The following is a 23437-nucleotide window of genomic DNA, read 5'->3' as shown; positions in this document are numbered from 1 at the left end:
TTAAACTAAAAAAGGGCAAAATAGAACCTCAACACTAATCAACTGCACACTTCTATCTTACCCTTTTCCAACAACAAAATAATAACCCGTCTAAATCACAACTCACTAATCGGATACTAAGATAATTAGTATTATTTGTTTTAGCAAATTTTTAGCTATTATTTTTAGCAAACTTTAGCAAAACTTATTCTTTAGGTTTATTTTCCTGGTTGACTCCCTGATTTCTAACCTGTTGGTTAGCCTGTTGTTGTTGCAACAGTTCTGCCGAAACAACCTTAATATTAGTTGGTTGAAGCATCATATCTGCCACTGGATCATTATGCTTATCCCATCCTATCACACTCCTAAATTCATTGGTGGTAAAATGACCTGAACCATAAACCTCTCTCATTAATTTCATATCGGGCTGCAGTTCTGGATAAAATGCGCTGTCAGCTTCAAGGAAATACTTCTTCCCTGAATCTTTGGTCAACATTGGTATCAACCAATAGTTCAAACCTTCGGTTATATCGTTGTGCTGTGGCATCACGACTTGGGTTACCAATCCTTTATAAGCCCCTTCTTGGTTGTCGTATTTAGCCCCATCCTTTAAACCCAACAGAATAGGATCAACATTGAATATTGAGCAAGTTTTCCGGAGATCTTCTTTGTCAGCTTCGATTAGTTTCATATCAGCTACACTATCACCAATTTGAGCAACCTTTACAGAAGCGGAAGTCGCTTGTATGTTCATGTAGTTTTCAGGACCTTGGAGTTTTTCTTTTATCCTATCGTTAATTTCGTCCAACTGCTCCTGAGTCATAGGTATTTCATCTGCAGCTGGCTGTTCAGCACTGATCAAGAAGGCTCTACCTCCATTGATATACGCCTTAGTCTGTGCCTTTTGGTTTGCTTTCTCCCTATTCAAAAGATTACTAGCTACATCAATTGGCGAAATTGCATGAAGCCCATCCCCATTATAATTATATAATGGATTCCATTTCTTGATATGCAAAATTCTATGCGGCTCAATTTCAATCGGCTTGCCATCAAAATAGAATACATAATGTTTGATCGGCTTTCTAAAATCACCAGAATATATTGGCTCTACCAAATGAGGAGGTAATGAATATAAGGCTACGGGCTTATTTGCATTCCTTCCTAATGTTGGCATATCTGCATAGATAAAACATTCCCCTAAAGTATTGTAGAATCCGCAAATATCTTCAAGAAATTGCATTCTTGTCTGATAAGAGTTAGGTTTGTTCAGAAGGTCAATAATTGGATGTGTTTCAATCTCTTTAAGGCCTTTCTCCTTATATTCGTTGGCTTGTTTGATAAATTCAGCCTTTTGTCTATAGTTTAGATAATAAGCCGCCTTTTGTTCGTTAGTTACCTCATACAATAACCAAGGGCAAGGTTTAAACTTATCAATGATTATCCTTACAACAGGGAAAACATGATTTGAATTAAACATAGCTTCTTCAAGCTTCCCTCCTTTTCCCCCTTTTAACAGGTCCTTAATTTCGTTACCAATATATGTAACCGGCGCAAAAACCCCATAACCTCCTGGAGTAAACCCCTTCTTTTTAAATATTCTGTCCCACAATCCCATACCTCACTAAATTTTATTCTAATTATTATAAATTTCCCTTTTCTTCTTATAGTACTGAGGGTAAACAGCGTAACGGATAGCATCAATAGCGTGATTATAAGCATCAACAGGAATTTTGCTTTTCTTGTCATGCCAGACGTAGTTGTTGAATTCTCTGCCTAACTCCACACTTTCACTATCTACTATTATTTCGTCAAAGTCCTGCATTATTGCTATACCTGCAGTAATACTTCCTTGACCTTTAACTGTTGGTTTGATATTAATACCTAACCCCTTTACCTCACTAATCAAGCGAGGTTCTGCGCTATCAGCATAAATCAATCCATCACCAGCATACATTTTATTTGCTTCAAAAACCTCACTTGTTTTAAGTTTAGGTTTGTATAAATAAAGCTTTACATAAAGTTTCTTCCTCTTCTTATCAATTGAGGTCCTAACCAATGTTGTAGGATCCGTACTGAATCCAAAGTCTTACCCCCATACAGATGGAGCAACCTCTTGAAACTCACCATATCTCCAATTGGTGAAAATTACACCTTCTGCTTTATCTAACCATCCTCCTAATACCGAATGCTTATAATATCTGTATAGTTTAACCTTTCTAGGCTGCGTTATCTCAAGTTTAATAACTTCATCATCGGTGTAGTTTTTCAACTCCTCATATGCCTCACGAGCTTCTTCGAATTCTTCCCAGATATTATCAGCGATATGCTCTCTCTCCATATCCAAATAAGTAGAATGGATATATAGAACATTTCCAACAATACCGTTAAATCCTTCAGTTACTCCTCTTTCTTCAAAGAACTCTTGATATATCCAATGTTCTTTTGTCGCTGGATTCAGAATTAAAATGTTCAGGTTACGTTTTGCTGCTCTTATCGACTTCTTAATTTTATCCCAAGATTTAAAGTCCGGCATTTCCTCTGCTTCATCTAATACCCAAACAGAAAAACCCTTTAATGATTTAAGGTTTGCAGTTTGGTTTCCAGAACTGGTCTTAATCCCTTTGAACACTATCTTTGCTTTACCATCCTTGGTAATTACCCTATCTTTCAATACGTCAAAAGAACTCTCACAGTTAAGGATCTCAATCTTTTCATTGAATTCTGGAATGATAGAATCCTCTGTTGCCTTCATGGAGTAGCGGGTATAAAGTACAGACCTAATATAATCCTTTGCAGCTATACATGTTCCTGTACCCACTGCAAAAGACTTTTGACTGTTACGCCCCCCAGTCACTACAATCGTATCAACTTTGTATAAAGGGTCATTTTCATCTTCAACAGAAAACCACTCAAAAAGTGGCTCGTATTTATCACTGATCTTTAGACTCTGTTCCTCCGTTTCCATCCCCTCTATTTCCTCTCGTGAATACTATCTTAGTAGGTTGAGTGGACATTGATCCATCACTTGAACTATGATCAATCTCTTGCTTGTCTGACCAACCCATATTTTTTAAAGCAAATATTTGAAACGTCGGTGTTCTTGCATATTGAGCTGTACTTTCGTAATGATTCTCTACCATCAATCTCGCACGTTTTATAATGTAAGAAAACCCGTCTCTTTTCTCGTAGTCATAAAAGCTCTGCCTGCTTTCAAAACCCAAATGCAAACACAGACCTGTAATAGTAACCGCTTCTGGTGGTCTATCCCAAACCTTGACATCTTCTTCCTTGCCTTCGTCATTAGTTCTACATTCCCAATGGAACTCCCCTTTAACATATTCAAAGTATTCGTCAATCTTCTCCCTCATTTCATGAGGTATTTCAAAAATTGGAGGTCTACCCCCTACATCACCATCACCTAATTCTTTCATAAGCAAACCTCCAAAATATGTCTACTTAATAGAAAACTCAAATTTGTAGTCATAGGCAGTTAACGGATTTTCATAATCTTGTGTTTCAAGAATTTCAATTACCGATTCAAACGTTTCTGCCACTTTAATTACACCATTACTTGATAAGACTATTTCTGTATATTTGTTTCCATGTGGATCGTCAAATGTTCTTTCTACAGAAACGATTGCTTTAGGGTTGATAACCTGGTTAACTTTCCCGTCTTTAGTGATTTTGATAAATTCCATCTGCTAAATATTTTGCTAAATTTTTACCCAAAAATAGCTAAAATTATTTAGCTAACAAATCAATTGATATTTTTATTAGGAACAAAAAAAGACCCTACGAATGTAGAGCCTTTCCATTCAAACAATTTACCTAATAACCTATAATTCTTTTAAGGAATCTATCTTTGACTTATTTCTTTCACTTATATCTTTCTGAAGCTTAGCAGTGCTATCCTTAGCGTTCATTGCTGCAATAGCATTGTCAAAAGGTTTGTACTCTTTGAACTCACATGATGACAAACCAATGATCATTGATAATAAAATTGCTGTTGGAGATACTATTCTTTTCATGTTCTTATCTGTTTTGTTACAACAAATATAAACGATTACGTTTATATAAACAAAATAAATATAAACTATTTAGTGTGTGTTTTAAGGAGTTTCTATACGAAAACATTTATAATTATATTTGATTATGGATTTACGAGTAAAAGAAGTAGTCAAAGCAAAAGGAATCACACTCCAGGACCTATGTAAAAGGATGGATATGTCATATATTAACTTCAACCAGAAGTTATCAAGAAAGCCTAATACGGAATTTATACAGCAGATCGCAGATGCTTTGGAAGTATCCGTTTTTGAGATTATTTCATCAGATGGTAATACTTACCATTCTTATGATGAAAAAGGCAACTGGAGGGGAATTGTAAAGAAATAAGAAAGCCCCTACCTATTAAGGAAGGGGTTATATTCAAAACAAACTACTGCTCAAACTTAAAAAATTAAACTATTGTCTTATATTATTGGTGTGGTAATTATATTGAAATGTTCAAACTCCTCAACATATCTATAGGATGCATAACCTGAACATCAAACACTTTACATGGCTCTGGTATTTTAATACTTTTTTTTCGATGCGGGTCACTTATCTCATATGTAACTAACTTACAATTATTTTTTATAGAATAAGCTATTAGCCAAGGATCTGCTAAATCTGTTTTCAAAAATCCACTTTTAGCACTTGGAGTATATAATGTGCTACCCATAGCCCATTGAGTAATTAGACTATACTCTTTAATGCAATCCTGTGTATCACAGAAAAAATTTGTGTCTAGATCTGTTTTACACCATTTAGATAAATCATCTTCAAAATCATGACCACAAATTTCCATTTTTACTTTATCAATACTTCTAATAACCCCATTCTGACTCAATTCCTTAAGTGTTTTCCAATATGATGGAATTACATCAAAAGGATAAGATGTCTGATGAGCTTGAATCAGTACGTTAGCGTCAATTAGGTAAGTTTTCAATTTTATAATTGGTTATAAAAATTCTGATACAAATTTTTTGTAAGTTTCTCCGTTTAAATTAGTTAGTTTATAGGCATCTCGATATAACAATTTGTTAGTACGTACAGCACTATTAATAAAACTTGCAAATCTTAAACTTAATCTTTTTTTGGTTGTATAATAATAATTACCACCAGGAGTTGAGAGCTCTTTTTTCTTTAAATATTCGCTCATATAATTATTATAAAACTCTAAAAAATTAGTTTTATTGATCAAATTTAAATCCATAGCTCTTCTAGCAATAACAATAGGACTAACTTTAAATTTCCTACTTAAGCTTTGAAAATTATTATTATTTTTAGTCCATTCAGATTTTAATAATTCCTCAGGAACTAGAAATTCCGCAGCTGTAAGATCACATAATTTTTCAATAGGATCATCAGCAGGTAATAAATTTTCATTATTAAAGCCTGCGCTATATCCTAACCAAATATGAGCTAATTCATGAATTAATGTGAAAAGCTGTGCTGCTGGAGCATCGGCATTATTAACAAATATAAAAGGCGCAAGCTTGTTTACTAAAACAAATCCACGGCACTCTTCAACACTCAATGGTCTTCTAGTATTTGACCCAACAATTCCGTTAAAAGTAACAATTATACCTATCTCTTCAATTCTTTGAATTAAATGATGCAATGTATCTTCCCAATTACTAAATTCTGAAGCCCAAGTTTTATCTACCTTTAAAATTTTTCTAATATCTTCCACAATATCATGATAATCCGAATTAAGGTTAAACTTACCTACAAAATCAAGTCTATCAAAGTTTAACTCCTCTAAATATTCTGTTAGCCAATCTTGTCTTTCCTGAATAATCTGGACTGTGTGAAAAACGTTTAAACTAAAATTATTATTTGTTTTAAATCCTTTGGTTCTAAAAAAGGGAAGAGGTAATTCCTCGATAGGTGGGGCATTTAGAAACATATAACCAAAAGGAACATGTACTTTGTGCGTAAAAGCTTCTAATTGTTTTACCGTTGGGAATTTTTCTCCTTCAACCCAACTTTTAACATTAGGATTTTTAGAATAAAAATCCTCAACAATATTCCCATTCCTAGAAATTGCCCACTCAATAATTTCTTTATTAATATTTTCTATCCTTGTACTCACAACGTAAATATAAATTAACCATTTATTTTATTAATGGTTCGGCAAGCGATTTAATATTGGTTATTGTAATAATATTCTAAATTTTAAATTAGGCATCAAAATTATTAGCAAGTATAATGATAAATAAATTTTTATCCAATTAAACTTCCTATATAATTTAACAGATATTTTGTAAAAATACAGGTACTATTATACAATATATTGGTGTAACAAAAAATCCCCTACCGAGCGATAGAGGATCTTAACTAACCAATTATTAACCTAAATTATGAATTTCCTTAAAAGATGGGGATGTATCACTACAGCCCCGGTTGTATATATGCGATTATCAAAAATACTAATATTTTTAGTATTCTCAAATTATCTTTTTCTTTTTGTCTCTTTAATTTTTATTATTTTATTATAATCATACCGATAAATCCCGCCTATTTGAACATAAGGAATTTCATTTCTTTCTCTCCACTGCTTAATTGTTTGCCTTGTGATTCCAAATCTTGCACACATTTCATCAGAATCAATTAATTTAGGCTCCGACTCCACAAACTTTTCAAAACTATCTTTGATCCCATCGTCAACTGCTTTTTTTATCATATCCTGCAGGTCAGACAATTTTATCTGTACAAATACTACTTCTTCCATTACATTCCGTTTAATTTATTTATAACCATTTCTTGTACTCTATCTATCTTAGACCAATCAGGAGCTATGTAAGTATCAGTTATCCTGTTTTCCTCGCTTACATGGTTTAATGCTATAGCTACGTCCTCTTTTGAGAAATTGAGATCATTCCTTGCAATAGTTGCAAATGAATGCCTTGCATGCAACATTGTCAATTCTTCTAGCTTCAAGTCTTTCATAAATGACCTCAAACCTATGGATAAGGTATTGTTTAACCTATCAATATTCTTATACTTCATTTCGAGTCGTTCTAATATTTCCTTTGCCTCCTGTGTTATTCTGACACTAATAAATGCATCATCTTCCCTCATGCCCTCTGTTTTGCTCCTATTGTATCCGATTCTGTCATGTGATCCCTTAAGCTTATCCCAGTTATTGAACAGGTCCACAGCGTTCATTCCGCACATATAAAAGGATAACAGAAATATGTCCTTTGCAAATTTCCCCCTAGATGTTTTAGGGGTTATGTCACGAATTGCCCTGATTTGTTCGATGCTAAGGTTCTTGTGTTTTTTCTTCTTCTTGGGAATGATCTTATATACTGAAAAAGGATTGTTCTTTATAAGTATCCTTCCTGTGTCCTCATCATTATATTCCCTTTTTGCTTCATTGAAAAGAGTTCTAAATGCTGCCATGTGATTGTTAAGTCCTTTATCATTTAATGATGTGGTCTTTTTAATCGTATTCTCACCCTGCTTCCGGGTAATGGTTTTTGGCATCCGTAAAAAGGACTCGTATTGTTTCAAAAAACGGGAGGTAATTTTTGAAACGCTAAGCTTAGGTCCATTGAAATCTATCAAAGAATTTGTAACCGTCACAAACGGCTTGGCAGTTTTTCCACGGCCTTGATCCTTCAGTCTTGATATGTGTAATCTGCAGAAATCAATAAACTCAATATCCTTTTGGTCATTGGTCAACTCTTTAAGGATATCATCAACAGTGAGGACCTCTAAGTTTTCAATGTCATCGATCTTTCTTCTGTATTTTCTAAGATCGTCTGCCAAGAAATCTATAATGTAATCCATGCTCACATCATCATCATTTATGATATCCTTTTCAGTGATAAACCTCCTGGTCTTAATATATCTTGAAACCCGCTTATGAGTCAACCTGTACACTACACGCCACGTGTTGTTGTTATACTTATTTTTCTTTAGAATTTTAGGGGTAATGGTAGCCATCTATAGGTCATTCATAAAACATTCATAAAACATTTGCTCGCTAATATACGTAAATACTAAGTAATTTAGTATTTTACTATTATTTTTAGCTTGGTTTAATTGATTAAAAACGGCTTTTAAAGATAAAAGGGGCTATTTTTCGCAAATAGACCCCTTTTTTTTGAAGCGGAGAGAGAGGGATTCGAACCCTCGATACAGTCATCCCGTATACAGACTTTCCAGGTCTGCTCATTCGACCACTCTGACACCTCTCCTGATTGTGGGTGCAAATATATTACTTTTCGTGAGCTTTAAGGCATTTTTCTTGAAAAATATTTATCCTTTCTGATTTCCTTTCCCTAACTTAGGTCAAACTCTAAAATGAAAAGGATTTTATCTATCGATGGTGGTGGAATCCGAGGAATTATTCCCGGAATGATGCTGGTATCCCTCGAACAAAAATTAAAGAAAGCTTCAGGCAACCCAAATGCCCACCTGTCAGAATATTTTGATTTCTTTGCCGGAACAAGCACCGGTGGTATTCTGATCAGTATATTACTTTGTCCAGACCCTCAAAATCCAACGAAACCAAGGTTCTCCGCAAAAGATGCGCTTGATATTTACCTGAAACATGGAACCGAAATATTTACCACAAGCAGTTGGCGGCGATTCTTGAATCAATTCGGTTTATTGACAGAACTCTATGATGAGAAAGTCTAAGAACGGGTCTTGGAAAGCTATTTCGGTGATCAAAAACTTTGTGAACTGATCAAACCCTGTATTATTACTGCCTACAATATTGAACTCCGTAAAAACCATCTCTTCAGACAACAGAAAGCGATTTCTCATGGTGAGTCCCGCGATTTCTATCTTAAGGATGTTTGTCGAGCAACATCCGCCGCCCCTACCTATTTCTCTGTAGCCGAAATATATTCATTGGCTGGAACACGGTATCCATTGGTTGATGGCGGGGTGTTTGCCCATAATCCTGCAATCTCTGCATTATTGGAAGTACTCAAGACTTACAAAACTTTCAAAATCGATGATGTACATATCCTCTCCTTAGGAACGGGTATTGCAAAAAATGCCTATAAATACGAGGATTTCAAAAAACAGAAAGCGATTTCCATTGGACCTGCCTTAGTCGATATTATGACCAGCAGCTCTTCAGAAAGCAATGATTATTTTCTCCACCAATTGTTTCGTTCGGTACAGCATTCTTCCAATTACATAAGAATCGAACCCTCCAACCTATCCTCCATTGAACCAGCTCTGGATGCTGCCTCAGCAGGGAATATCCAGAAAATTGTCTCCTTAGCTGATAAGTTGATCAGTGACAACGAAAATATGCTTGATGCCTATGTGTTAGACCTCATAGCAGAAAAGGAAAAAAATGGCGAAAAGAAACACAACTCGGTATGGCAGTTTTTGCGTGATAAATTATGATTTCCTTAATCGAAAGTCATAATTCCCACTAATTCTTATAAAATTGATATTTTAATAGCCTTAAAATAACCTTGTAAAAATATTTTTGTTATATTATCGAAGCGGTTAAAAACAGAACGCAAACATATCATTCAAATGGCAAAAACAATAGCTTTAATTGCACATGATGGTAAGAAAGCCGAAATGGTGGCTTTTGTTAAAGATCATCAAGAAGGATTATCCAAAGCCCACCTCGTAGCAACAGGAACTACAGGTTCCTACATCCAACAAACAGGTTTAGAAGTAGAATTAAAACTATCTGGTCCAAAAGGCGGAGATGCACAAATAGCAGCTATGGCAGCTGAAGGAAAGATACAAGGTATTATATTTTTCAGGGATCCACTTGGAAAACATCCGCACGAGCCGGATATCCAAATGCTGATGCGTATTTGTGACCTTTGGAATGTACCATTGGCAACCAACCCAGCAACCGGATCATTGATTATTAAAGGATTATTAGAAGAAGATACAGAGATTTATGGCAAATGAAGTTTTAGTGAGTATTGGGGAAACTAGTTATACAACAACTATTTCCTATGAGGATTTAAATATTTTAGCAGATGAGCCCATCGAAGTCGGAGGGCAAAACAAAGGGTTGGCACCAACCCAACTATTGCTTTCATCCGTGGGTGCCTGCAAGGCCATTACCATGCGGATGTATGCAAACCGCAAGGAATGGAAAGTAGATAAAATTGACATCAAGGTTTCCAGTGAAGTTCAACGGAGTGAACAACAACAAACAACCTATATCAAGTGCAATATCTTTATTGAGGGCGATCTGGATGAAGAACAGAAGAAAAGATTATATGCCATAGGTGAGAAATGTCCGGTTCACAAGATGTTGATGAACCCTATAGTGATAGAAAGTAATCTAATTGATACAATCCAAGAAAAAAACATTTCTTGATTGTATATTTGCGACTTGAAAAAATAAATTGCTATGCCCTTAATCAGCGAACATACTTTTACAAGTCCGTTCCAAAACTTTACTCGCGAACAATGGAAAAGGTTGAACGGCCAGTTGAGCCACTCCATTCAAGAGAAAGATTTAGATCAATTGCATGCCCTTAATGAGCCATTGACAATGGATGAAATTGAGGATATCTATATCCCTTTGGCTCATTTACTGGAAGTACACATCCATAACTTTCAGGAACTGCACTCAAAAAGCAATGTTTTTTTCAAAAGGAACCATCAAAAACTACCTTTTATAATTGGTATAGCGGGTTCTGTGGCGGTAGGTAAAAGCACCACAGCTAGGGTACTGACCAAAGTTCTATCGCTTTTGCCCAATAAACCAAAAGTGGAATTGGTCACTACGGATGGGTTCCTTTATCCCAACAAGGAGCTGATCAAACGTAATATCCTGAACAGAAAGGGTTTCCCTGAAAGCTATGATACCAAGAAACTCCTACAGTTTCTTGCAGACATAAAATCCGGCAAATCGCAGGTTACCGTGCCATTATACTCGCACTTGGAATATGATGTTCTAAACAATGAAAAACTGGTGATTTCACAACCGGATGTATTGATCGTGGAAGGTATCAATGTATTACAGGTCAATTCAAGAAAGAACGGCGTCTTCGTTTCTGACTTCTTTGATTATTCCATCTACGTGGATGCGGATGAGAAAAATATCGTAAAATGGTATATCGACCGTTTTGAATCCCTAAGAGCAACTGCTTTCCAAAATACGGCTTCATATTTCCATAAGTATGCAAACCTGACTGAAGAGGAAAGCTTTGATATGGCCAATACCATTTGGAACGAGATCAACAAGCCTAACCTACATGAAAATATCCTTCCAACCCGTTATAGAGCTGATCTAATCTTAAAGAAAGGTTCTGAACACTTTATTAAGCGCGTGAAGGTTAGGAAGATTTAAGGATATTTCTTTCGAACTTGATTATCTCCTTCAAGATCTCATTCTCGATATTTCTATGCATTCTATTGCTGTTGGTTACAGCGTAAAGGTCCAGTTTATAACGAACGAAGTCCTTACCTAATTCTAAAACTTTTACCTGAAATTCATCTTCCTTGATTTCCAGATTTGGATGGGTAGTCAGGCTTAGCCTTAAATGCTCCTCTAATTCCTCAATATGTAAGGATACTTCCAGAGGAAGTTCGAATTTAACGGTAAAAAGACTGGATTGATGTGCAGACAGGTTCATGAAAGTAGCCGTAAATACCAGATTGTTCGGCACCATTACAATATCGTCCTCTTCATCCTGTAATACCAGATTGGCAAAGGTAATGTCAATAATCCTCCCCTTATGCTCTCCCACCTTGATTCTATCTCCAACGGATAACTGCTCAGAGAACATAACGATTAATCCGGATATCATGTTGGTAATATAATCCTTAAAGATAACCGCAATGGCCATGGCTACGATGGTAATGCTGGTAATAAAGTCTTTGGGATTAATGCCAAATGCAGTCATGATTGCTATCACAAAAAATACCGTATTCAATACTGCTGTAAGCCTATTGATACCGAGCACAAAGTTACCGCGTTCTCTTTTTTGAGAATCCCGTGCATTGTAGAGCATGATCACCAGAAAGCGGAACATGGAAAGGACAATACTTGGGATCAAGAAAGAATACAGACCTCTTAGGAATTGGGCCAATAGTTTCCTTTTCTCGATATCGTATTCAAAATTGATGTGTAAAGCAATAATGATGATGACGAGAATGACCTTCCCTATAAATACCCAAGGAATTTTTGGTTTGTTTTCTGTGGCAGCTGCATTCATGGTCTTGAAGATATTATTTTTTTATATAGTACACAAAACAAGTACGAACAACAATTTGTTATATGGCTTATTATCAATCACTAAATAGTTTTAGGTGTTGTTTATCTTTCCTTAATGATTAAATAACATTTTATAATTCTTAAAAAACAAGTAACTTAGCTACCGCTTTAATGACACCAAACAGGTAATTATGGAAACAACATTTGATTTTGAAAAGCCGATTGCTGATCTACAAACGCAAATCGAAAAGGTTAAACAAGTAGAAGAAAAAACCAAAGTCGATATGGGCGCAACAGTTCGCGAATTGGAAGAAAAACTCGAGCAAACAAAAGTTGAGGTGTATAGCAATATGACTGGCTGGCAGAAAGTTCAGATGTCCAGACATCCTGATAGACCACAAACATTCGATTATATTGACTTGATCTGTGATGACTTTATTGAGTTGCACGGAGATAGGAACGTACGTGATGATAAAGCTATTGTTGGCGGTTTTGCTACCATTGGCGGTCAATCAGTAATGGTTATCGGTCACCAAAAAGGAAAGAATACCAAGGAGCGTCAGTTCCGTAATTTCGGAATGGCTAACCCTGAAGGATATAGAAAAGCGCTGCGTTTGATGAAGATGGCAGAGAAATTCAACAAACCTGTAGTCACATTAATCGATACGATGGGGGCTTATCCTGGATTAGAGGCTGAAGAGCGTGGACAAGGTGAAGCAATTGCAAGAAACCTACTTGAAATGTCCGTTCTTAAAGTGCCTATCATCTGTATCGTAATTGGCGAAGGTGCTTCTGGTGGAGCTTTAGGTATTGGAATTGGAGATAAAGTATACATGTTGCAAAACACATGGTATTCTGTAATCTCTCCAGAGTCTTGTTCTTCCATCCTATGGAGAAGCTGGGACCAGAAAGAAAGAGCAGCAGAGGCCTTAAAACTAACCGCAGAAGATATGCTTGGTAATGGATTGATCGATGGTATCATTGAAGAGCCTATCGGTGGTGCACACCAAGACCCTGAAGCGACTGCTTTGAACGTAAAGAATAAAATCCTTTCAGACCTAGCCGTTCTAGGCGCTAAGGATAGCGATACACTGGTTGCTGAACGAATCGACAAATTCAGCAAAATGGGAGTTGTAAACGAATAAAGAAAAAGCCTTGAGTGATCAAGGCTTTTTTATTGCAGTTTCTTCTGGAAAGGGATAGGATCCTCTAAAATAAATTGAGCCTTCACTTCTTCAGTTCCCCGCAAGAGAACCAATCGGATCTCCTCTCCTTCCTTATGCATTAATTTTCCAATTATCTGCTTCAATTTCATACTTTGGGCACTGCTGCCATTGACTTTGAGCAATTCATCATCCACTTTCACACCTGCCAAATCCGCAGGTGAGCCTTCTCTGACACTTGCTATTTTGTAGATAGGTCGTAAAATAAATTCGTATTTAAATTCTTCATAATTATAAACATTGATACCAGAGTTCGGATTTTCTGAATCTCTTTTTCCAATGTTCGTGGTCAGTCTTCTCTTTGTCCATTCCAGTCCGTCATGCTTGATCTCCATCCCAGACATATTTATTTCGAATTTCTTTCCGAAATTCCGGTTCTTTTTTAGATAGATCTCGTTCTTGGGATAATTAAACAACACCTGAAAATGTTTCAATACCTGATTGCCAATCGACCCAACACGGTTCACAGCAAGTTTCGCAGCATGCACGGCATTGGAATCCGGATAAGATACAATTGGTTCCTTGATGTAAAAGCCCGACCAATCAAAACCTTCTATCCTATTGCGTCGACCAAAGATCAAACCATTGAAACCTCGACCAATAAAATCATAAATACTTGGTTCATGAACTACAAAAGAATCCAGCAAAAATGGAAAAACCAACATACCATCAGAATTGCCCATGTCCACAAGCATCTTTGCATCTTTAACCTTTTGTGTCCCTAAATCAACATCGATATGTACATAGGGTCTGCTCCTCTCCAATTGAATTGGCAGCTTGGTAAATTTATTGGTCAACTTTTCAGGGTAATCATAAGCATCATAAATACTGATCCTTTTCTTCAGATAATCTACTTTTATTAGGTAATCTTCAAAGAAGTGGCTCCCCAAGATTCCATTAATTGGGACACCGATATGGCTGGACAGATCTAGATCTTCACCATCAACAACATATATATTATGCAGACTGTCGATCAAGGTATTACCGACCAATAACTCATTTCCAATTGCCATAATTCCTTCCACCCCATCTTCTATCCCTATGCCCGAAAACTTAACCTTAGAAACATTCTCCAAAGGAACCGAATCTTGGGGAGTGGCAAAAAGGATTGTTTCTTTGACCCCAGTATCCAATAAAAATGCCAGTTCAACCCCATTTAGCTTGACAGGGATAATGACCAGGTTTCCACTGAGATCAAATTTGAAAGAATTCTTTTTGGGGTGAATCAACGAAAAATTTCTTTGCGCATAACTATGCAAGAACATCAAGTTCAGCAATAATAGAATTATGATTTTCATACACAAAGGTTTATATATGCTAATTTACCTAATTTTTAGATTCAAATAACTTAACATACGCTTAATATTAAACATTTGATAAATTATTAAGTTTCAATAATTCCTATTAAAAAACTGTACAGAATGCTTCTCGATCGTTATAAAAACAAAAAGGAATAATCAAATTGATTATTCCTTTTTAAATGATCTTGTATTTTATATTAGACTGCGCTGAGCACACCTCTAAAGTAACCTACCGACTCTGCAATTCCAGCCAACGGATCTTTCATGTCCTTTTCAAATTCAATACTGCAGCAACCACTGTACTTGTTTTTCAACAAGGCTTTTACAAAGGCAGGGATATTGATCACTCCACGTCCTAGTTCACATGTCGAGCCCTTTGCATCAGCTGCTGTCACATTCTTCAGGTGGATATCAAATATCCGATCCTTGTATTTGACATAATCTTTGATGGCATCTTGTCCATCTCTGGTATCATGCCCCATATCAAAACACATTCCTAGATTTTTATCCAAATCTTTGATATGGTTCCATATAACCGTAGCATTCGGATAGATCTTATCTTCCGGGCCATGGTTATGGATTCCAAACTTGATATTATTTTCTTTGGCTTTCTTGGCCACATACGGAAGATCTTTGATTTCTGGAATACCGATCATCAAATTCACACCTACCCGCTTGCAATAATCAAATGCTTTGTCAATCTCAGCTTCGGTCTTCATATAGATTGGGCCGACAGCATAACCCGTCACATTTGATTCAGCCAATTTCTTGTGAAATGCAGCAATCTGCTCTGCGGTACTATTCAGGGGCAAATGAAAATCTTTGATGCAAAGATACCTTACATCCATCCTTTTCATCATCGCCAGGGACTGTTCCAAATTAAAATTCACAAAGCTATAGCCTGCTATTCCTAATTTCAGACTATTTTGGTCTGCCAAACCTGAATCTTTAGTTTCAGCCTGACTAGTTAACCAACTTGGACTTGTCAATACCGCTGCAGCTCCCAATGCACTGCGTTGCAAAAAATTTCTTCTACTGTTATTGCTCATGGATATAGGTTTATGTTGTTTTTCTATTAAAAATAATGATTAATACGCAGAATGGCAATATCAAGCGATGGAATCCAACAGCTTTAATACAAAAAAGCCCTTGTCTTTAAAGACAAGGGCTTTTGTAAATATTTAGAAATTCTACAAAGAACTTAGTGCAGAATTCAATGTTTCAGAAGGACGCATTGCTTTTGAAGCTAATTCATCATTTGGATAATAATATCCACCGATTTCTTGAGCTTTTCCTTGCGCTGCAATCAATTCCTCATTGATCTTAGCCTCTTGTTCCGTTAAAGCCTTAGCTAAACCAGCGAATTTAGATGCCAATTCAGCATCTTTGGTTTGCTTAGCCAAAGCTTCTGCCCAGTAAGTAGCTAAATAGAAGTGAGAACCACGGTTATCGATTTGTCCAACTTTACGAGCTGGAGACTTATCATTTGCCAAGAATTTCGCATTTGCCTCATCAAGGGCATCTGCCAATACTTGAGCTTTCTCATTATTCTGAGTTTGTGCTAAATGTTCCAATGAAGCTTGTAATGCCAAGAATTCACCCAATGAATCCCAACGTAAATAACCCTCTTCCAAGAATTGTTCAACGTGTTTAGGAGCAGAACCACCGGCGCCAGTTTCAAATAGACCACCACCATTCATTAATGGAACGATTGATAGCATTTTAGCTGAAGTACCAAGTTCTAGGATTGGGAATAAGTCAGTAAGGTAGTCACGTAATACGTTTCCAGTTACCGAAATAGTATCCTCGCCTTTACGGATTCTCTCAATGGAGAATTTAGTAGCTTCAATTGGAGATAAAATACGGATATCTAATCCTTTAGTATCATGATCAGCCAAGTAAGTTTTTACTTTCTTGATGATTTCTCTATCGTGAGCACGGTTTTCATCTAACCAGAATACTGCTGGAGTATCTGACAGACGAGCGCGATTTACCGCTAATTTAACCCAATCTTGGATTGGAGCGTCTTTAGTCTGACACATACGGAAGATATCACCTTCTTCAACCTGTTGTTCCATCAATGTCTTGCCATTGTTGTCTACAACTTTGATCACCCCATTTGAAGGAGCTTGGAAAGTTTTATCATGAGAACCATATTCTTCAGCCTTTTGAGCCATAAGACCAACGTTAGGAACTGAACCCATAGTTTTAGGGTCGTATGCACCATTTACTTTACAGTCTTCAATAACGGCTTCATAAATTCCTGCATAAGATCTATCAGGAATGATCGCTAAAGTATCGCGTTCTGCACCTTCTTTATCCCACATCTTTCCACCGATACGGATCATTGCTGGCATTGAAGCATCAACGATCACATCAGAAGGAACATGTAGGTTAGTAATTCCTTTATCCGAATTAACCATCGCTAGGTCTGGTCCATTCGCAATTGCAGCATCGATTGCAGCTTTTACCTCAGCTTCTTGAGGGGTACCAGCAATTTTAGCATACACTTCGCCTAAACCATTGTTCTTATTGATGCCTAATTCTTTAAAAAGAGAACCGTATTTTTCAAAAACATCTTTAAAATAAACTTCAACGATAGCACCAAAGATAATAGGGTCAGAAACCTTCATCATGGTCGCTTTTAAGTGAGCTGACAATAAAACTCCAGCTTCCTTAGCATCTTGTATCGCTTGAGCAACAAATTCTTTCAATTTAGCAACATGCATAACTGAAGAATCAATTACTTCTCCCGCTTTCAATTTAGCAAGGCCTTTTAATTCTTTAGCATCACCATTAGCAGCCACAAATTCTATTTTAAATTGACTGTCAGCATCCAATGTCAATGATTGCTCAGAACTGTAGAAATCGCCATCTTGCATAGAAGTTACCTTCGTTTTGCTATCAGAAGCCCATGCACCCATTCTGTGCGGGTTAGCTTTAGCGTAGTTCTTAACAGCTTTCGGCGCACGACGGTCAGAGTTTCCTTCACGTAAAACAGGGTTTACTGCAGAACCTAAAACTTTAGCGTAAGCAGCTTTGATCTTCTCTTCTTCCTCGTTTGCTGGTGCATCTGGATAATTTGGAATCTTATATCCAGCTTTTTGCAATTCAGCAATCGCTGCTTTTAACTGAGGAATAGAAGCAGAAATATTAGGAAGTTTAATGATGTTTGCATCAGGAGTAGTAGCCAATTGTCCTAACTCTGCCAAGGCATCTGTAGTTTTTTGGTCTTCCGATAAATATTCGTTTAAATTAGCTAGGATACGTCCTGCCAATGAAATATCTCTTAATTCGACTTCAATATCAGCAGTTTTTGCGAATGCTTGAACGATAGGTAGAAATGAATACGTTGCCAATAAAGGCGCTTCATCTGTTTTTGTGTAAATGATCTTAGATGACATAATTTTCTATTGAAATGATATTATTTTGCAATTATTAGTGAAATTCAAAGAGTTGATAAGCCTCTTTTTTAAAATTCGCCTAAAGATAATAAAATGAATTTTAAATAGCCATAAAAGCCAAAATAATGATGGATTCTGAAAAATCTTTGTCTTGAATCAATAGAATGAAAGGGAATTCAAGAATGATTTAAGCTTTTTCACCTAATTCATCCCATATCTCTTTAGGATTATAGATATCGATAAGACCATCCTTATCCTCAAAGGCAGCATCCATTATGGCCCTAGCCAGAATCATCGTACTGATTGGTTTATATAGCTTAAACAAACCCAACTTATTCAAGAACTTAAGGGTGCTGACCGCATACTGCTCTCCCTTTCTTTTGCTATTAGGACGATCTATAGGACCAGGTCTGACGATGATTATTTTGGGGAAGTTCAAGGCCTTGATCCCCTCTTCCAACAATCCTTTCATTTTGGTATAAAAGAACCTGGAATTCTTATTAGCCTGGGCTGAGGAAAGTAGCACAAAGGTATGGAACCTATTGAGCTTGCACAAGGCAGCAAACTTCAACTGGTAATCATAATCCACCACCCATTGTCCCTCTTTACTGCCGGCATCCTTTAATGTGGTGCCCATAGTAGAGAAAGCAACATCACCAATGATAAAGTGACTGAAATCCTCTAAACGATCAAAATCAACAATTACTTCATGTAATTTAGGATCAGGTGTAAAAAAAGGCCTTCTTACCAATACATTAACCGAATCCACTTTTGGATTTGCCAACAATTGCAGGACCAATTCCCTACCTGTAGCGCCTGTAGCGCCTATGACAACTGCTTTCATAATTGTTGATTTTGAGTTTTTAACTATTAAAACAGGACATCGCGGATATTTACGTCACGATCGAATTGCGCCTTTGCAAAAGGGCATAAAGGCATAATTTTCAATTTGCTATCCCGCGCATGCTCAACGGCCTTGTTCAATAAAACAGAACCAATCCCTTTTCCTTTTTCTTCTGGATCTACCTCGGTATGGTCGATAATGATCTTACCAGGTCCAGCTTTGGAATAGGTCATTTCACCTATTGTTTTACCATCTTCAATGGCTAAAAATGATCCCTTATTTCCATTTTCTTCGTGTTTCACTAACATATTATCTTTATTTAAGTTTTAATTCTTCAATAATTCCATTCTCTATATCGGCTTTCATTTTGACCACTTCATCAGCCAAATCATTTGGCACAGTCATCGACAGCACATACTGTTTGATCAACCATTTCCCATCTTTGAGTACCAAAACGCCCGAACCTCTACAGATCTTCATTTGTGTATTTAACAATTCATCTATCCATGCGGTTTTACCATCTTCCGAAAATTCTATATTTCTTTCCAGACTGCTGAAGTTCCAAGCTTTGCCCTTATCGAAGTGTGGCTTGGCATAATCCATGAATTCCTGCTTGTCCCAACGTTCTGTAGCATCCGAACCGATAAAGATGGAATTAGCATCCATTAGGTCAAAATACTCCTTAAAAATCAGCCTTTCCAGCAGCGGCATGCCACTGATCTAGGACTTTCGCTACATCTTCTTGTGATTGTGCAAGGGAAACCTGAATAAACATCAAGAATACTGCTACTAAACTGTAGATTTTCATATAAATTGGTTTTTAATAAAGATACCTTTTTGAAAGCTAAGACACAAGACCAGTCAGAAAGACCATTTTAGCCTGACAATAGATCGAAGGAAATTTATGGATTTGATCGAGAAATAAAATTAGGCTTTCCTGAAGTGCTTCATATTTTTGGTGACATTTACAATGTTCCAATCAATATGCTTGGAGTAAGGCTCAGAGCGGATAGGGCAATTTTCCACTGTGCAATAATGGCAACATTCTGGCATGCATGGGTCAGCATGTATAAAGAATTCCGTCTTGGAGGCCAGATTATCGTTCAATAGCGAATCAAAATCGGAGATACTGTCATGGACCTGGTTAAGGTCATAATAGTTAGGTAAAGTTAAATGACAGTCTATGTGCAGTTCCTGTCCATATCGTTGTATGCGGAGATTGTGGACATCTATCCATTCTGATTTCCTGTTCTTGTTCAGGATTTCGACAACTTCCTCCACTACTTCTGCATCCGATTCATCCATTAGACCAGAAATCGACTTTCTCAAAAGTTTATAGCCATTATATAAAATGAACGTACCGAGGACAAAAGAAAGGGCTAGGTCAATCCAGGCCAAGCCGGTAAGTTTCATTAATAGGAGTCCTGCAATCAAGCCTATTGAACTGTATGCATCCACCTGTAAATGCTTTCCATCAGCTTCAATGGTCAGTGAACGTAGAGCTTTCCCCCTTTTCATCAGATAGAATCCAACCCCATAGTTAATCAGGGAAGTCGCTAATATCAAGTACATACCCTCTTCTACATTACTTATAGGTTGAGGTGAGAAAACGGCATAGATGGATTTAATGAGGATAATGCTACCAGCGATGAATATCATTCCCCCTTCAACAAACACAGAGAAGAATTCTACTTTTCCGTGCCCATAGGGATGGTTTTCGTCTTTAGGTTGGGCAGCAAGGTAAATACTGTAATAGGCAAAGCCAGAAGCGACAATATTGACAATACTTTCAGCGGCATCAGAAAAAATGGCGTTAGACTCGGTGATAAAATAGGCCACAAACTTGATAAGCATCAATACGATACCGGTAACCAAGGATAACAAAACCAATCTCATTTGCCTATTCATAACACTAAATTTGAACCGCAAAAATAATTAATTAAGAAACAATAAATGTTACTTTTTTGTTAATATACCCTCATCTTTCTGATTTCCCAAGCGTTGCGCTATAATGGTCATTACAAAAATCTGAAAGGCATGATAAATCATCAATGGTAATATGTACAGCCCTAATTTAGGGTTATTGGCAAACAAAAATTTAGAGAATACACTACCATGTGTAAGCGATTTCTTTGACCCACAGAACAATGCAGAAATCCTATCCTCGCGATTGAACTTCAACACATAACGTACGAACAATAAAATAATCAGATAAACCGTAAAGAACAGGGCAATAACAGCGACAAATAAACTAGCTAAATAATCTGTACCTATGGTATTGAAAATATCATTCATAAAAGATTCCGAGAAACTGCTATATACGATCAGCAGAACGACTCCTTTATCAAAATTGGATAAAGCTTTCCCATACTTATGGGCCCATTTCCCCCAATATGGTTGTATTAGTAAGCCCAGTATTACAGGAAGGAGAACTTCAAATAAAAGACCTATATATAATTCCCCGAAGACATTGACTTCACCAACTTCCAAAAAGAAGTGCATCAGTAATGGAGTAATGGCAACACCGATCAACCCAGAAATGGAAGCATTAAATATGGCAGCAGGAACATTTCCTTTTGCAATGGAAACCATCACTACCGAAGAGGTTACGGTAGAAGGTAATGCGGCCAAGAAATAAAAGGATAGCCAAAATTGCTCCTGTGTTTCAGTATGCACCAATGGGCGGAACAATAATACAAGCAACGGGAAAAGACCAAAGGTGAAGAGCTGAACAGACAAATGAAGTTTCCAATTCTTCATTCCGTCCTTGATTTCATTGAAACTCAGTTTCAACCCATAAAAGAAGAATACCAACGCGACACCAACACTGATCAAAGCATTTAAAAACTTGCCGTCTAAATAACCTGCAACATCGGGATAAATGTAGGCAAGGAATATCATGAAAATCAAGGCTATAATAAACCCATCAAATTTTAACTTCATCTAAAACCCAAATTTTGCATACAAAGCTATAATTAATTTCATAAACACCTATTCCAATCCATCTATTTAGAAAGTATCATTTTTATAGAGATTTTGTTACATTTTTCTCATCGATAATAAATTGTATATAATATATTTGCAATATCATGAGTACAACATCCATATTATCCGATAGAATAAACAATCTATCCGAGTCAGCAACATTAAAGATGACCAAATTGGGCCGTGAACTGGCGGCTAAGGGCATTAATGTAATTAGTTTGAGTGTAGGTGAACCTGATTTCAATACGCCTGAGCATGTAAAAGATGCTGCCAAGAAGGCATTGGATGAAAACTGGACCCGTTACTCCCCTGTTTCTGGTTATCCTGAACTTCGCCAAGCGATCGTAAATAAATTAAAAAATGAAAACGGTTTAGATTATGATATCTCTAATATCGTGGTTTCCACAGGTGCCAAGCAATCCCTTTCCAATGTATTGCTAACCCTTGTAAATCCAGGTGAAGAAGTGATCATCCCTACCCCATATTGGGTTTCCTATTCGGAAATGGTGGTATTGGCCGAAGGAAAATCAGTTTACATTGATACGACGATCGAATCCGATTTCAAGATCACTCCAGAACAATTAGAAGCTGCGATTACTCCAAAATCAAAAGTCTTCATGTTCTCCTCGCCTTGTAACCCTACAGGTTCCGTATATTCAAAAGCTGAATTGGAAGCCTTGGTAAAGGTATTTGAAAAACATCCACAGATCTATATCATCTCTGATGAGATCTATGAGCATATCAATTTCGTAGACAAGCACGAGTCTATCGCACAATTCCCATCCATTAAGGACCGTGTAATCATTATCAATGGTTTTTCAAAAGCATTTGCGATGACGGGATGGCGCCTTGGCTACATCGCTGCGAACAAAGAAATCGCTGCTGCAAACGAAAAAATGCAAGGACAAACGACTTCAGGTACATGTTCTATCTCTCAACGTGCTGGTATTGCTGCATATGAGCAAGGATTGGAAAGTGTCCTGGAAATGAAAGAAGCATTTGCGCGTCGTCGTCAATTGGTATATGACCTTTTGAATGATATCCCAGGTGTGAAAACAAACTTACCTGATGGAGCATTCTATTTCTTCCCAGAGATCAGCTCTTTCTTTGGTAAAAAAGATCCTGAAGGAAATGTAATCAATAACTCAGCAGACCTTGCTTTATACTTATTGAACTACGGTCATGTTGCTACTGTTGGTGGAGACTCTTTCGGTAACAACAATTATATCCGCCTTTCCTATGCTGCTTCTGACGAAAACTTAAAAGAAGCCCTTCGCAGAATCAAAGAAGCATTGGCGAATTTAAAATAGTATTGAGATTTGAGATATGAGATTTGAGATATTAACCGGAAAACTAATTCCGCATTAAATCTCAAATCTCTATATCCATTTCCCACTTATTATCTTAATACCCATATCTTTCTTGCGCTTGATATCTAAATACTCATATCTCACATCTCAAATCTGAATACTCATATCTCAATACTC

At 36.8% G+C, this 23437-nt stretch carries 25 protein-coding genes, 1 tRNA gene and 2 pseudogenes; 7 read left to right on the top strand and 21 right to left on the bottom strand.

What is annotated here, in order from left to right; all coding sequences use genetic code 11:
• Positions 1–184: 184 nt before the first annotated feature.
• The 6 genes and pseudogenes from NMK93_RS09500 to NMK93_RS09475 form a co-directional block, all read right to left on the bottom strand.
• Complete coding sequence (locus NMK93_RS09500; protein ID WP_254526980.1) at positions 185–1594, bottom strand: phage portal protein; 1410 nt, start codon at positions 1592–1594, stop codon at positions 185–187.
• Between the two features lie 18 nt (positions 1595–1612).
• Positions 1613–2053: pseudogene (locus NMK93_RS09495) on the bottom strand (terminase large subunit); the annotation flags it as partial.
• 12 nt (positions 2054–2065) lie between these two features.
• Positions 2066–2944 carry a phage terminase large subunit gene (locus tag NMK93_RS09490; protein WP_254526978.1) on the bottom strand — a complete coding sequence of 293 codons (879 nt, stop codon included), beginning with the start codon at positions 2942–2944 and terminating at the stop codon, positions 2066–2068.
• Positions 2910–3410, bottom strand: a complete 501-nt coding sequence (locus NMK93_RS09485) for a DNA-packaging protein (RefSeq protein ID WP_254526977.1) — start codon at positions 3408–3410, stop codon at positions 2910–2912. The genes NMK93_RS09490 and NMK93_RS09485 overlap by 35 nt, the downstream gene beginning before the upstream one ends.
• Positions 3411–3431: 21 nt before the next feature.
• Positions 3432–3677 carry a hypothetical protein gene (locus tag NMK93_RS09480; protein WP_254526976.1) on the bottom strand — a complete coding sequence of 82 codons (246 nt, stop codon included), beginning with the start codon at positions 3675–3677 and terminating at the stop codon, positions 3432–3434.
• A gap of 138 nt (positions 3678–3815) precedes the next feature.
• Positions 3816–4007: a hypothetical protein gene (locus NMK93_RS09475; RefSeq protein ID WP_254526975.1), complete on the bottom strand. Its 192-nt coding sequence runs from the start codon at positions 4005–4007 to the stop codon at positions 3816–3818.
• Positions 4008–4131: 124 nt separating this feature from the next.
• On the opposite strand from NMK93_RS09475, the gene NMK93_RS09470 reads away from it, so the two are divergent.
• Positions 4132–4374: a helix-turn-helix domain-containing protein gene (locus tag NMK93_RS09470; protein WP_254526974.1), complete on the top strand. Its 243-nt coding sequence runs from the start codon at positions 4132–4134 to the stop codon at positions 4372–4374.
• A 97-nt stretch (positions 4375–4471) separates the two neighbouring features.
• Here the strand turns inward: NMK93_RS09470 and NMK93_RS09465 are convergent, their stop codons facing one another.
• The 5 genes from NMK93_RS09465 to NMK93_RS09445 form a co-directional block, all read right to left on the bottom strand.
• Entirely contained in the window at positions 4472–4969 is a 498-nt protein-coding gene (locus NMK93_RS09465) for a DUF4411 family protein (protein ID WP_254526973.1), read from the bottom strand.
• 12 nt (positions 4970–4981) lie between these two features.
• Positions 4982–6118: an ImmA/IrrE family metallo-endopeptidase gene (locus NMK93_RS09460; RefSeq protein WP_254526972.1), complete on the bottom strand. Its 1137-nt coding sequence runs from the start codon at positions 6116–6118 to the stop codon at positions 4982–4984.
• Between the two features lie 360 nt (positions 6119–6478).
• Positions 6479–6757, bottom strand: coding sequence for a helix-turn-helix domain-containing protein (locus NMK93_RS09455; RefSeq protein WP_254526971.1), 279 nt, complete (start codon positions 6755–6757; stop codon positions 6479–6481).
• Complete coding sequence (locus tag NMK93_RS09450; protein WP_254526970.1) at positions 6757–7977, bottom strand: phage integrase SAM-like domain-containing protein; 1221 nt, start codon at positions 7975–7977, stop codon at positions 6757–6759. Before NMK93_RS09450 ends, NMK93_RS09455 begins: the two co-directional genes overlap by 1 nt.
• Before the next feature lie 166 nt (positions 7978–8143).
• Positions 8144–8231 (bottom strand) — tRNA-Ser (locus NMK93_RS09445).
• Positions 8232–8337: 106 nt separating this feature from the next.
• Between NMK93_RS09445 and NMK93_RS09435 the strand changes: the two are divergent.
• The 4 genes and pseudogenes from NMK93_RS09435 to coaA all read left to right on the top strand — a co-directional run bounded on the left by NMK93_RS09435 (position 8338) and on the right by coaA (position 11326).
• Positions 8338–9402: pseudogene (locus tag NMK93_RS09435) on the top strand (patatin-like phospholipase family protein).
• Between the two features lie 135 nt (positions 9403–9537).
• Positions 9538–9930, top strand: a complete 393-nt coding sequence (locus NMK93_RS09430) for a methylglyoxal synthase (protein ID WP_185212060.1) — start codon at positions 9538–9540, stop codon at positions 9928–9930.
• Complete coding sequence (locus NMK93_RS09425) at positions 9920–10348, top strand: OsmC family protein (RefSeq protein ID WP_185212059.1); 429 nt, start codon at positions 9920–9922, stop codon at positions 10346–10348. Before NMK93_RS09430 ends, NMK93_RS09425 begins: the two co-directional genes overlap by 11 nt.
• A gap of 33 nt (positions 10349–10381) precedes the next feature.
• Positions 10382–11326, top strand: coding sequence for a type I pantothenate kinase (coaA, locus tag NMK93_RS09420; protein ID WP_185212058.1), 945 nt, complete (start codon positions 10382–10384; stop codon positions 11324–11326).
• On the opposite strand, the gene NMK93_RS09415 is transcribed toward coaA, so the two are convergent.
• On the bottom strand, positions 11313–12194 hold the full coding sequence (locus NMK93_RS09415) for a mechanosensitive ion channel family protein (protein WP_185212057.1): 882 nt from the start codon (positions 12192–12194) through the stop codon (positions 11313–11315). The two genes, coaA and NMK93_RS09415, sit on opposite strands and share 14 nt — an antisense overlap.
• A gap of 190 nt (positions 12195–12384) precedes the next feature.
• On the opposite strand from NMK93_RS09415, the gene NMK93_RS09410 reads away from it, so the two are divergent.
• Positions 12385–13338 (top strand): acetyl-CoA carboxylase carboxyltransferase subunit alpha, encoded by a 954-nt coding sequence (locus NMK93_RS09410; RefSeq protein WP_185212056.1) that lies wholly within the window; start codon positions 12385–12387, stop codon positions 13336–13338.
• Between the two features lie 29 nt (positions 13339–13367).
• Here the strand turns inward: NMK93_RS09410 and NMK93_RS09405 are convergent, their stop codons facing one another.
• The 9 genes from NMK93_RS09405 to NMK93_RS09370 form a co-directional block, all read right to left on the bottom strand.
• Positions 13368–14714 (bottom strand): PDZ domain-containing protein, encoded by a 1347-nt coding sequence (locus tag NMK93_RS09405; protein WP_254526967.1) that lies wholly within the window; start codon positions 14712–14714, stop codon positions 13368–13370.
• A gap of 200 nt (positions 14715–14914) precedes the next feature.
• Positions 14915–15766: a sugar phosphate isomerase/epimerase gene (locus NMK93_RS09400; RefSeq protein WP_185212054.1), complete on the bottom strand. Its 852-nt coding sequence runs from the start codon at positions 15764–15766 to the stop codon at positions 14915–14917.
• Positions 15767–15907: 141 nt separating this feature from the next.
• Positions 15908–18121 carry an NADP-dependent isocitrate dehydrogenase gene (locus tag NMK93_RS09395; protein ID WP_254526966.1) on the bottom strand — a complete coding sequence of 738 codons (2214 nt, stop codon included), beginning with the start codon at positions 18119–18121 and terminating at the stop codon, positions 15908–15910.
• 187 nt (positions 18122–18308) lie between these two features.
• Positions 18309–18965, bottom strand: a complete 657-nt coding sequence (locus NMK93_RS09390) for a hypothetical protein (protein WP_254526965.1) — start codon at positions 18963–18965, stop codon at positions 18309–18311.
• A gap of 26 nt (positions 18966–18991) precedes the next feature.
• On the bottom strand, positions 18992–19273 hold the full coding sequence (locus NMK93_RS09385) for a GNAT family N-acetyltransferase (protein ID WP_185212051.1): 282 nt from the start codon (positions 19271–19273) through the stop codon (positions 18992–18994).
• 7 nt (positions 19274–19280) lie between these two features.
• A complete protein-coding gene (locus NMK93_RS09380; protein WP_254526964.1) occupies positions 19281–19676 on the bottom strand; it encodes a nuclear transport factor 2 family protein in 396 nt (131 codons plus the stop codon).
• Positions 19648–19773, bottom strand: coding sequence for a hypothetical protein (locus tag NMK93_RS19730; RefSeq protein WP_302328294.1), 126 nt, complete (start codon positions 19771–19773; stop codon positions 19648–19650). The genes NMK93_RS09380 and NMK93_RS19730 overlap by 29 nt, the downstream gene beginning before the upstream one ends.
• A gap of 119 nt (positions 19774–19892) precedes the next feature.
• Positions 19893–20873 (bottom strand): cation diffusion facilitator family transporter, encoded by a 981-nt coding sequence (locus tag NMK93_RS09375; protein WP_254526963.1) that lies wholly within the window; start codon positions 20871–20873, stop codon positions 19893–19895.
• 48 nt (positions 20874–20921) lie between these two features.
• The gene (locus NMK93_RS09370) at positions 20922–21908 is read right to left on the bottom strand and encodes a bile acid:sodium symporter family protein (RefSeq protein ID WP_254526962.1); all 987 of its coding nucleotides are present in this window, start codon (positions 21906–21908) and stop codon (positions 20922–20924) included.
• A 146-nt stretch (positions 21909–22054) separates the two neighbouring features.
• On the opposite strand from NMK93_RS09370, the gene NMK93_RS09365 reads away from it, so the two are divergent.
• Positions 22055–23260: a pyridoxal phosphate-dependent aminotransferase gene (locus NMK93_RS09365; protein ID WP_237219459.1), complete on the top strand. Its 1206-nt coding sequence runs from the start codon at positions 22055–22057 to the stop codon at positions 23258–23260.
• The last annotated feature ends 177 nt before the right edge of the window (positions 23261–23437 follow it).

This window comes from Sphingobacterium sp. LZ7M1 (assembly GCF_024296865.1).
Lineage (GTDB): Bacteria > Bacteroidota > Bacteroidia > Sphingobacteriales > Sphingobacteriaceae > Sphingobacterium.
The sequence above is the reverse complement of the archived record's forward strand: the minus strand, read 5'-3'. Positions and strand labels throughout refer to the sequence as shown.

Excerpts from the sequence above, each read along its gene's own strand:
- NMK93_RS09370 (WP_254526962.1), bottom strand. The coding sequence starts at position 21,908 with ATGAAGTTAAAATTTGATGGGTTTATTATAGCCTTGATTTTCATGATA.
- NMK93_RS09415 (WP_185212057.1), bottom strand. The coding sequence starts at position 12,194 with ATGAATGCAGCTGCCACAGAAAACAAACCAAAAATTCCTTGGGTATTT.
- NMK93_RS09455 (WP_254526971.1), bottom strand. The coding sequence starts at position 6,757 with ATGGAAGAAGTAGTATTTGTACAGATAAAATTGTCTGACCTGCAGGAT.
- NMK93_RS09490 (WP_254526978.1), bottom strand. The coding sequence starts at position 2,944 with ATGGAAACGGAGGAACAGAGTCTAAAGATCAGTGATAAATACGAGCCA.
- NMK93_RS09395 (WP_254526966.1), bottom strand. The coding sequence starts at position 18,121 with ATGTCATCTAAGATCATTTACACAAAAACAGATGAAGCGCCTTTATTG.
- coaA (WP_185212058.1), top strand. The coding sequence starts at position 10,382 with ATGCCCTTAATCAGCGAACATACTTTTACAAGTCCGTTCCAAAACTTT.
- NMK93_RS09475 (WP_254526975.1), bottom strand. The coding sequence starts at position 4,007 with ATGAAAAGAATAGTATCTCCAACAGCAATTTTATTATCAATGATCATT.
- NMK93_RS09410 (WP_185212056.1), top strand. The coding sequence starts at position 12,385 with ATGGAAACAACATTTGATTTTGAAAAGCCGATTGCTGATCTACAAACG.
- NMK93_RS09375 (WP_254526963.1), bottom strand. The coding sequence starts at position 20,873 with ATGAATAGGCAAATGAGATTGGTTTTGTTATCCTTGGTTACCGGTATC.
- NMK93_RS09485 (WP_254526977.1), bottom strand. The coding sequence starts at position 3,410 with ATGAAAGAATTAGGTGATGGTGATGTAGGGGGTAGACCTCCAATTTTT.
- NMK93_RS09500 (WP_254526980.1), bottom strand. The coding sequence starts at position 1,594 with ATGGGATTGTGGGACAGAATATTTAAAAAGAAGGGGTTTACTCCAGGA.
- NMK93_RS09450 (WP_254526970.1), bottom strand. The coding sequence starts at position 7,977 with ATGGCTACCATTACCCCTAAAATTCTAAAGAAAAATAAGTATAACAAC.
- NMK93_RS09405 (WP_254526967.1), bottom strand. The coding sequence starts at position 14,714 with ATGAAAATCATAATTCTATTATTGCTGAACTTGATGTTCTTGCATAGT.
- NMK93_RS09400 (WP_185212054.1), bottom strand. The coding sequence starts at position 15,766 with ATGAGCAATAACAGTAGAAGAAATTTTTTGCAACGCAGTGCATTGGGA.
- NMK93_RS09480 (WP_254526976.1), bottom strand. The coding sequence starts at position 3,677 with ATGGAATTTATCAAAATCACTAAAGACGGGAAAGTTAACCAGGTTATC.
- NMK93_RS09385 (WP_185212051.1), bottom strand. The coding sequence starts at position 19,273 with ATGTTAGTGAAACACGAAGAAAATGGAAATAAGGGATCATTTTTAGCC.
- NMK93_RS09380 (WP_254526964.1), bottom strand. The coding sequence starts at position 19,676 with ATGCCGCTGCTGGAAAGGCTGATTTTTAAGGAGTATTTTGACCTAATG.
- NMK93_RS09365 (WP_237219459.1), top strand. The coding sequence starts at position 22,055 with ATGAGTACAACATCCATATTATCCGATAGAATAAACAATCTATCCGAG.
- NMK93_RS09425 (WP_185212059.1), top strand. The coding sequence starts at position 9,920 with ATGGCAAATGAAGTTTTAGTGAGTATTGGGGAAACTAGTTATACAACA.
- NMK93_RS09390 (WP_254526965.1), bottom strand. The coding sequence starts at position 18,965 with ATGAAAGCAGTTGTCATAGGCGCTACAGGCGCTACAGGTAGGGAATTG.
- NMK93_RS09430 (WP_185212060.1), top strand. The coding sequence starts at position 9,538 with ATGGCAAAAACAATAGCTTTAATTGCACATGATGGTAAGAAAGCCGAA.
- NMK93_RS09470 (WP_254526974.1), top strand. The coding sequence starts at position 4,132 with ATGGATTTACGAGTAAAAGAAGTAGTCAAAGCAAAAGGAATCACACTC.
- NMK93_RS19730 (WP_302328294.1), bottom strand. The coding sequence starts at position 19,773 with ATGAAAATCTACAGTTTAGTAGCAGTATTCTTGATGTTTATTCAGGTT.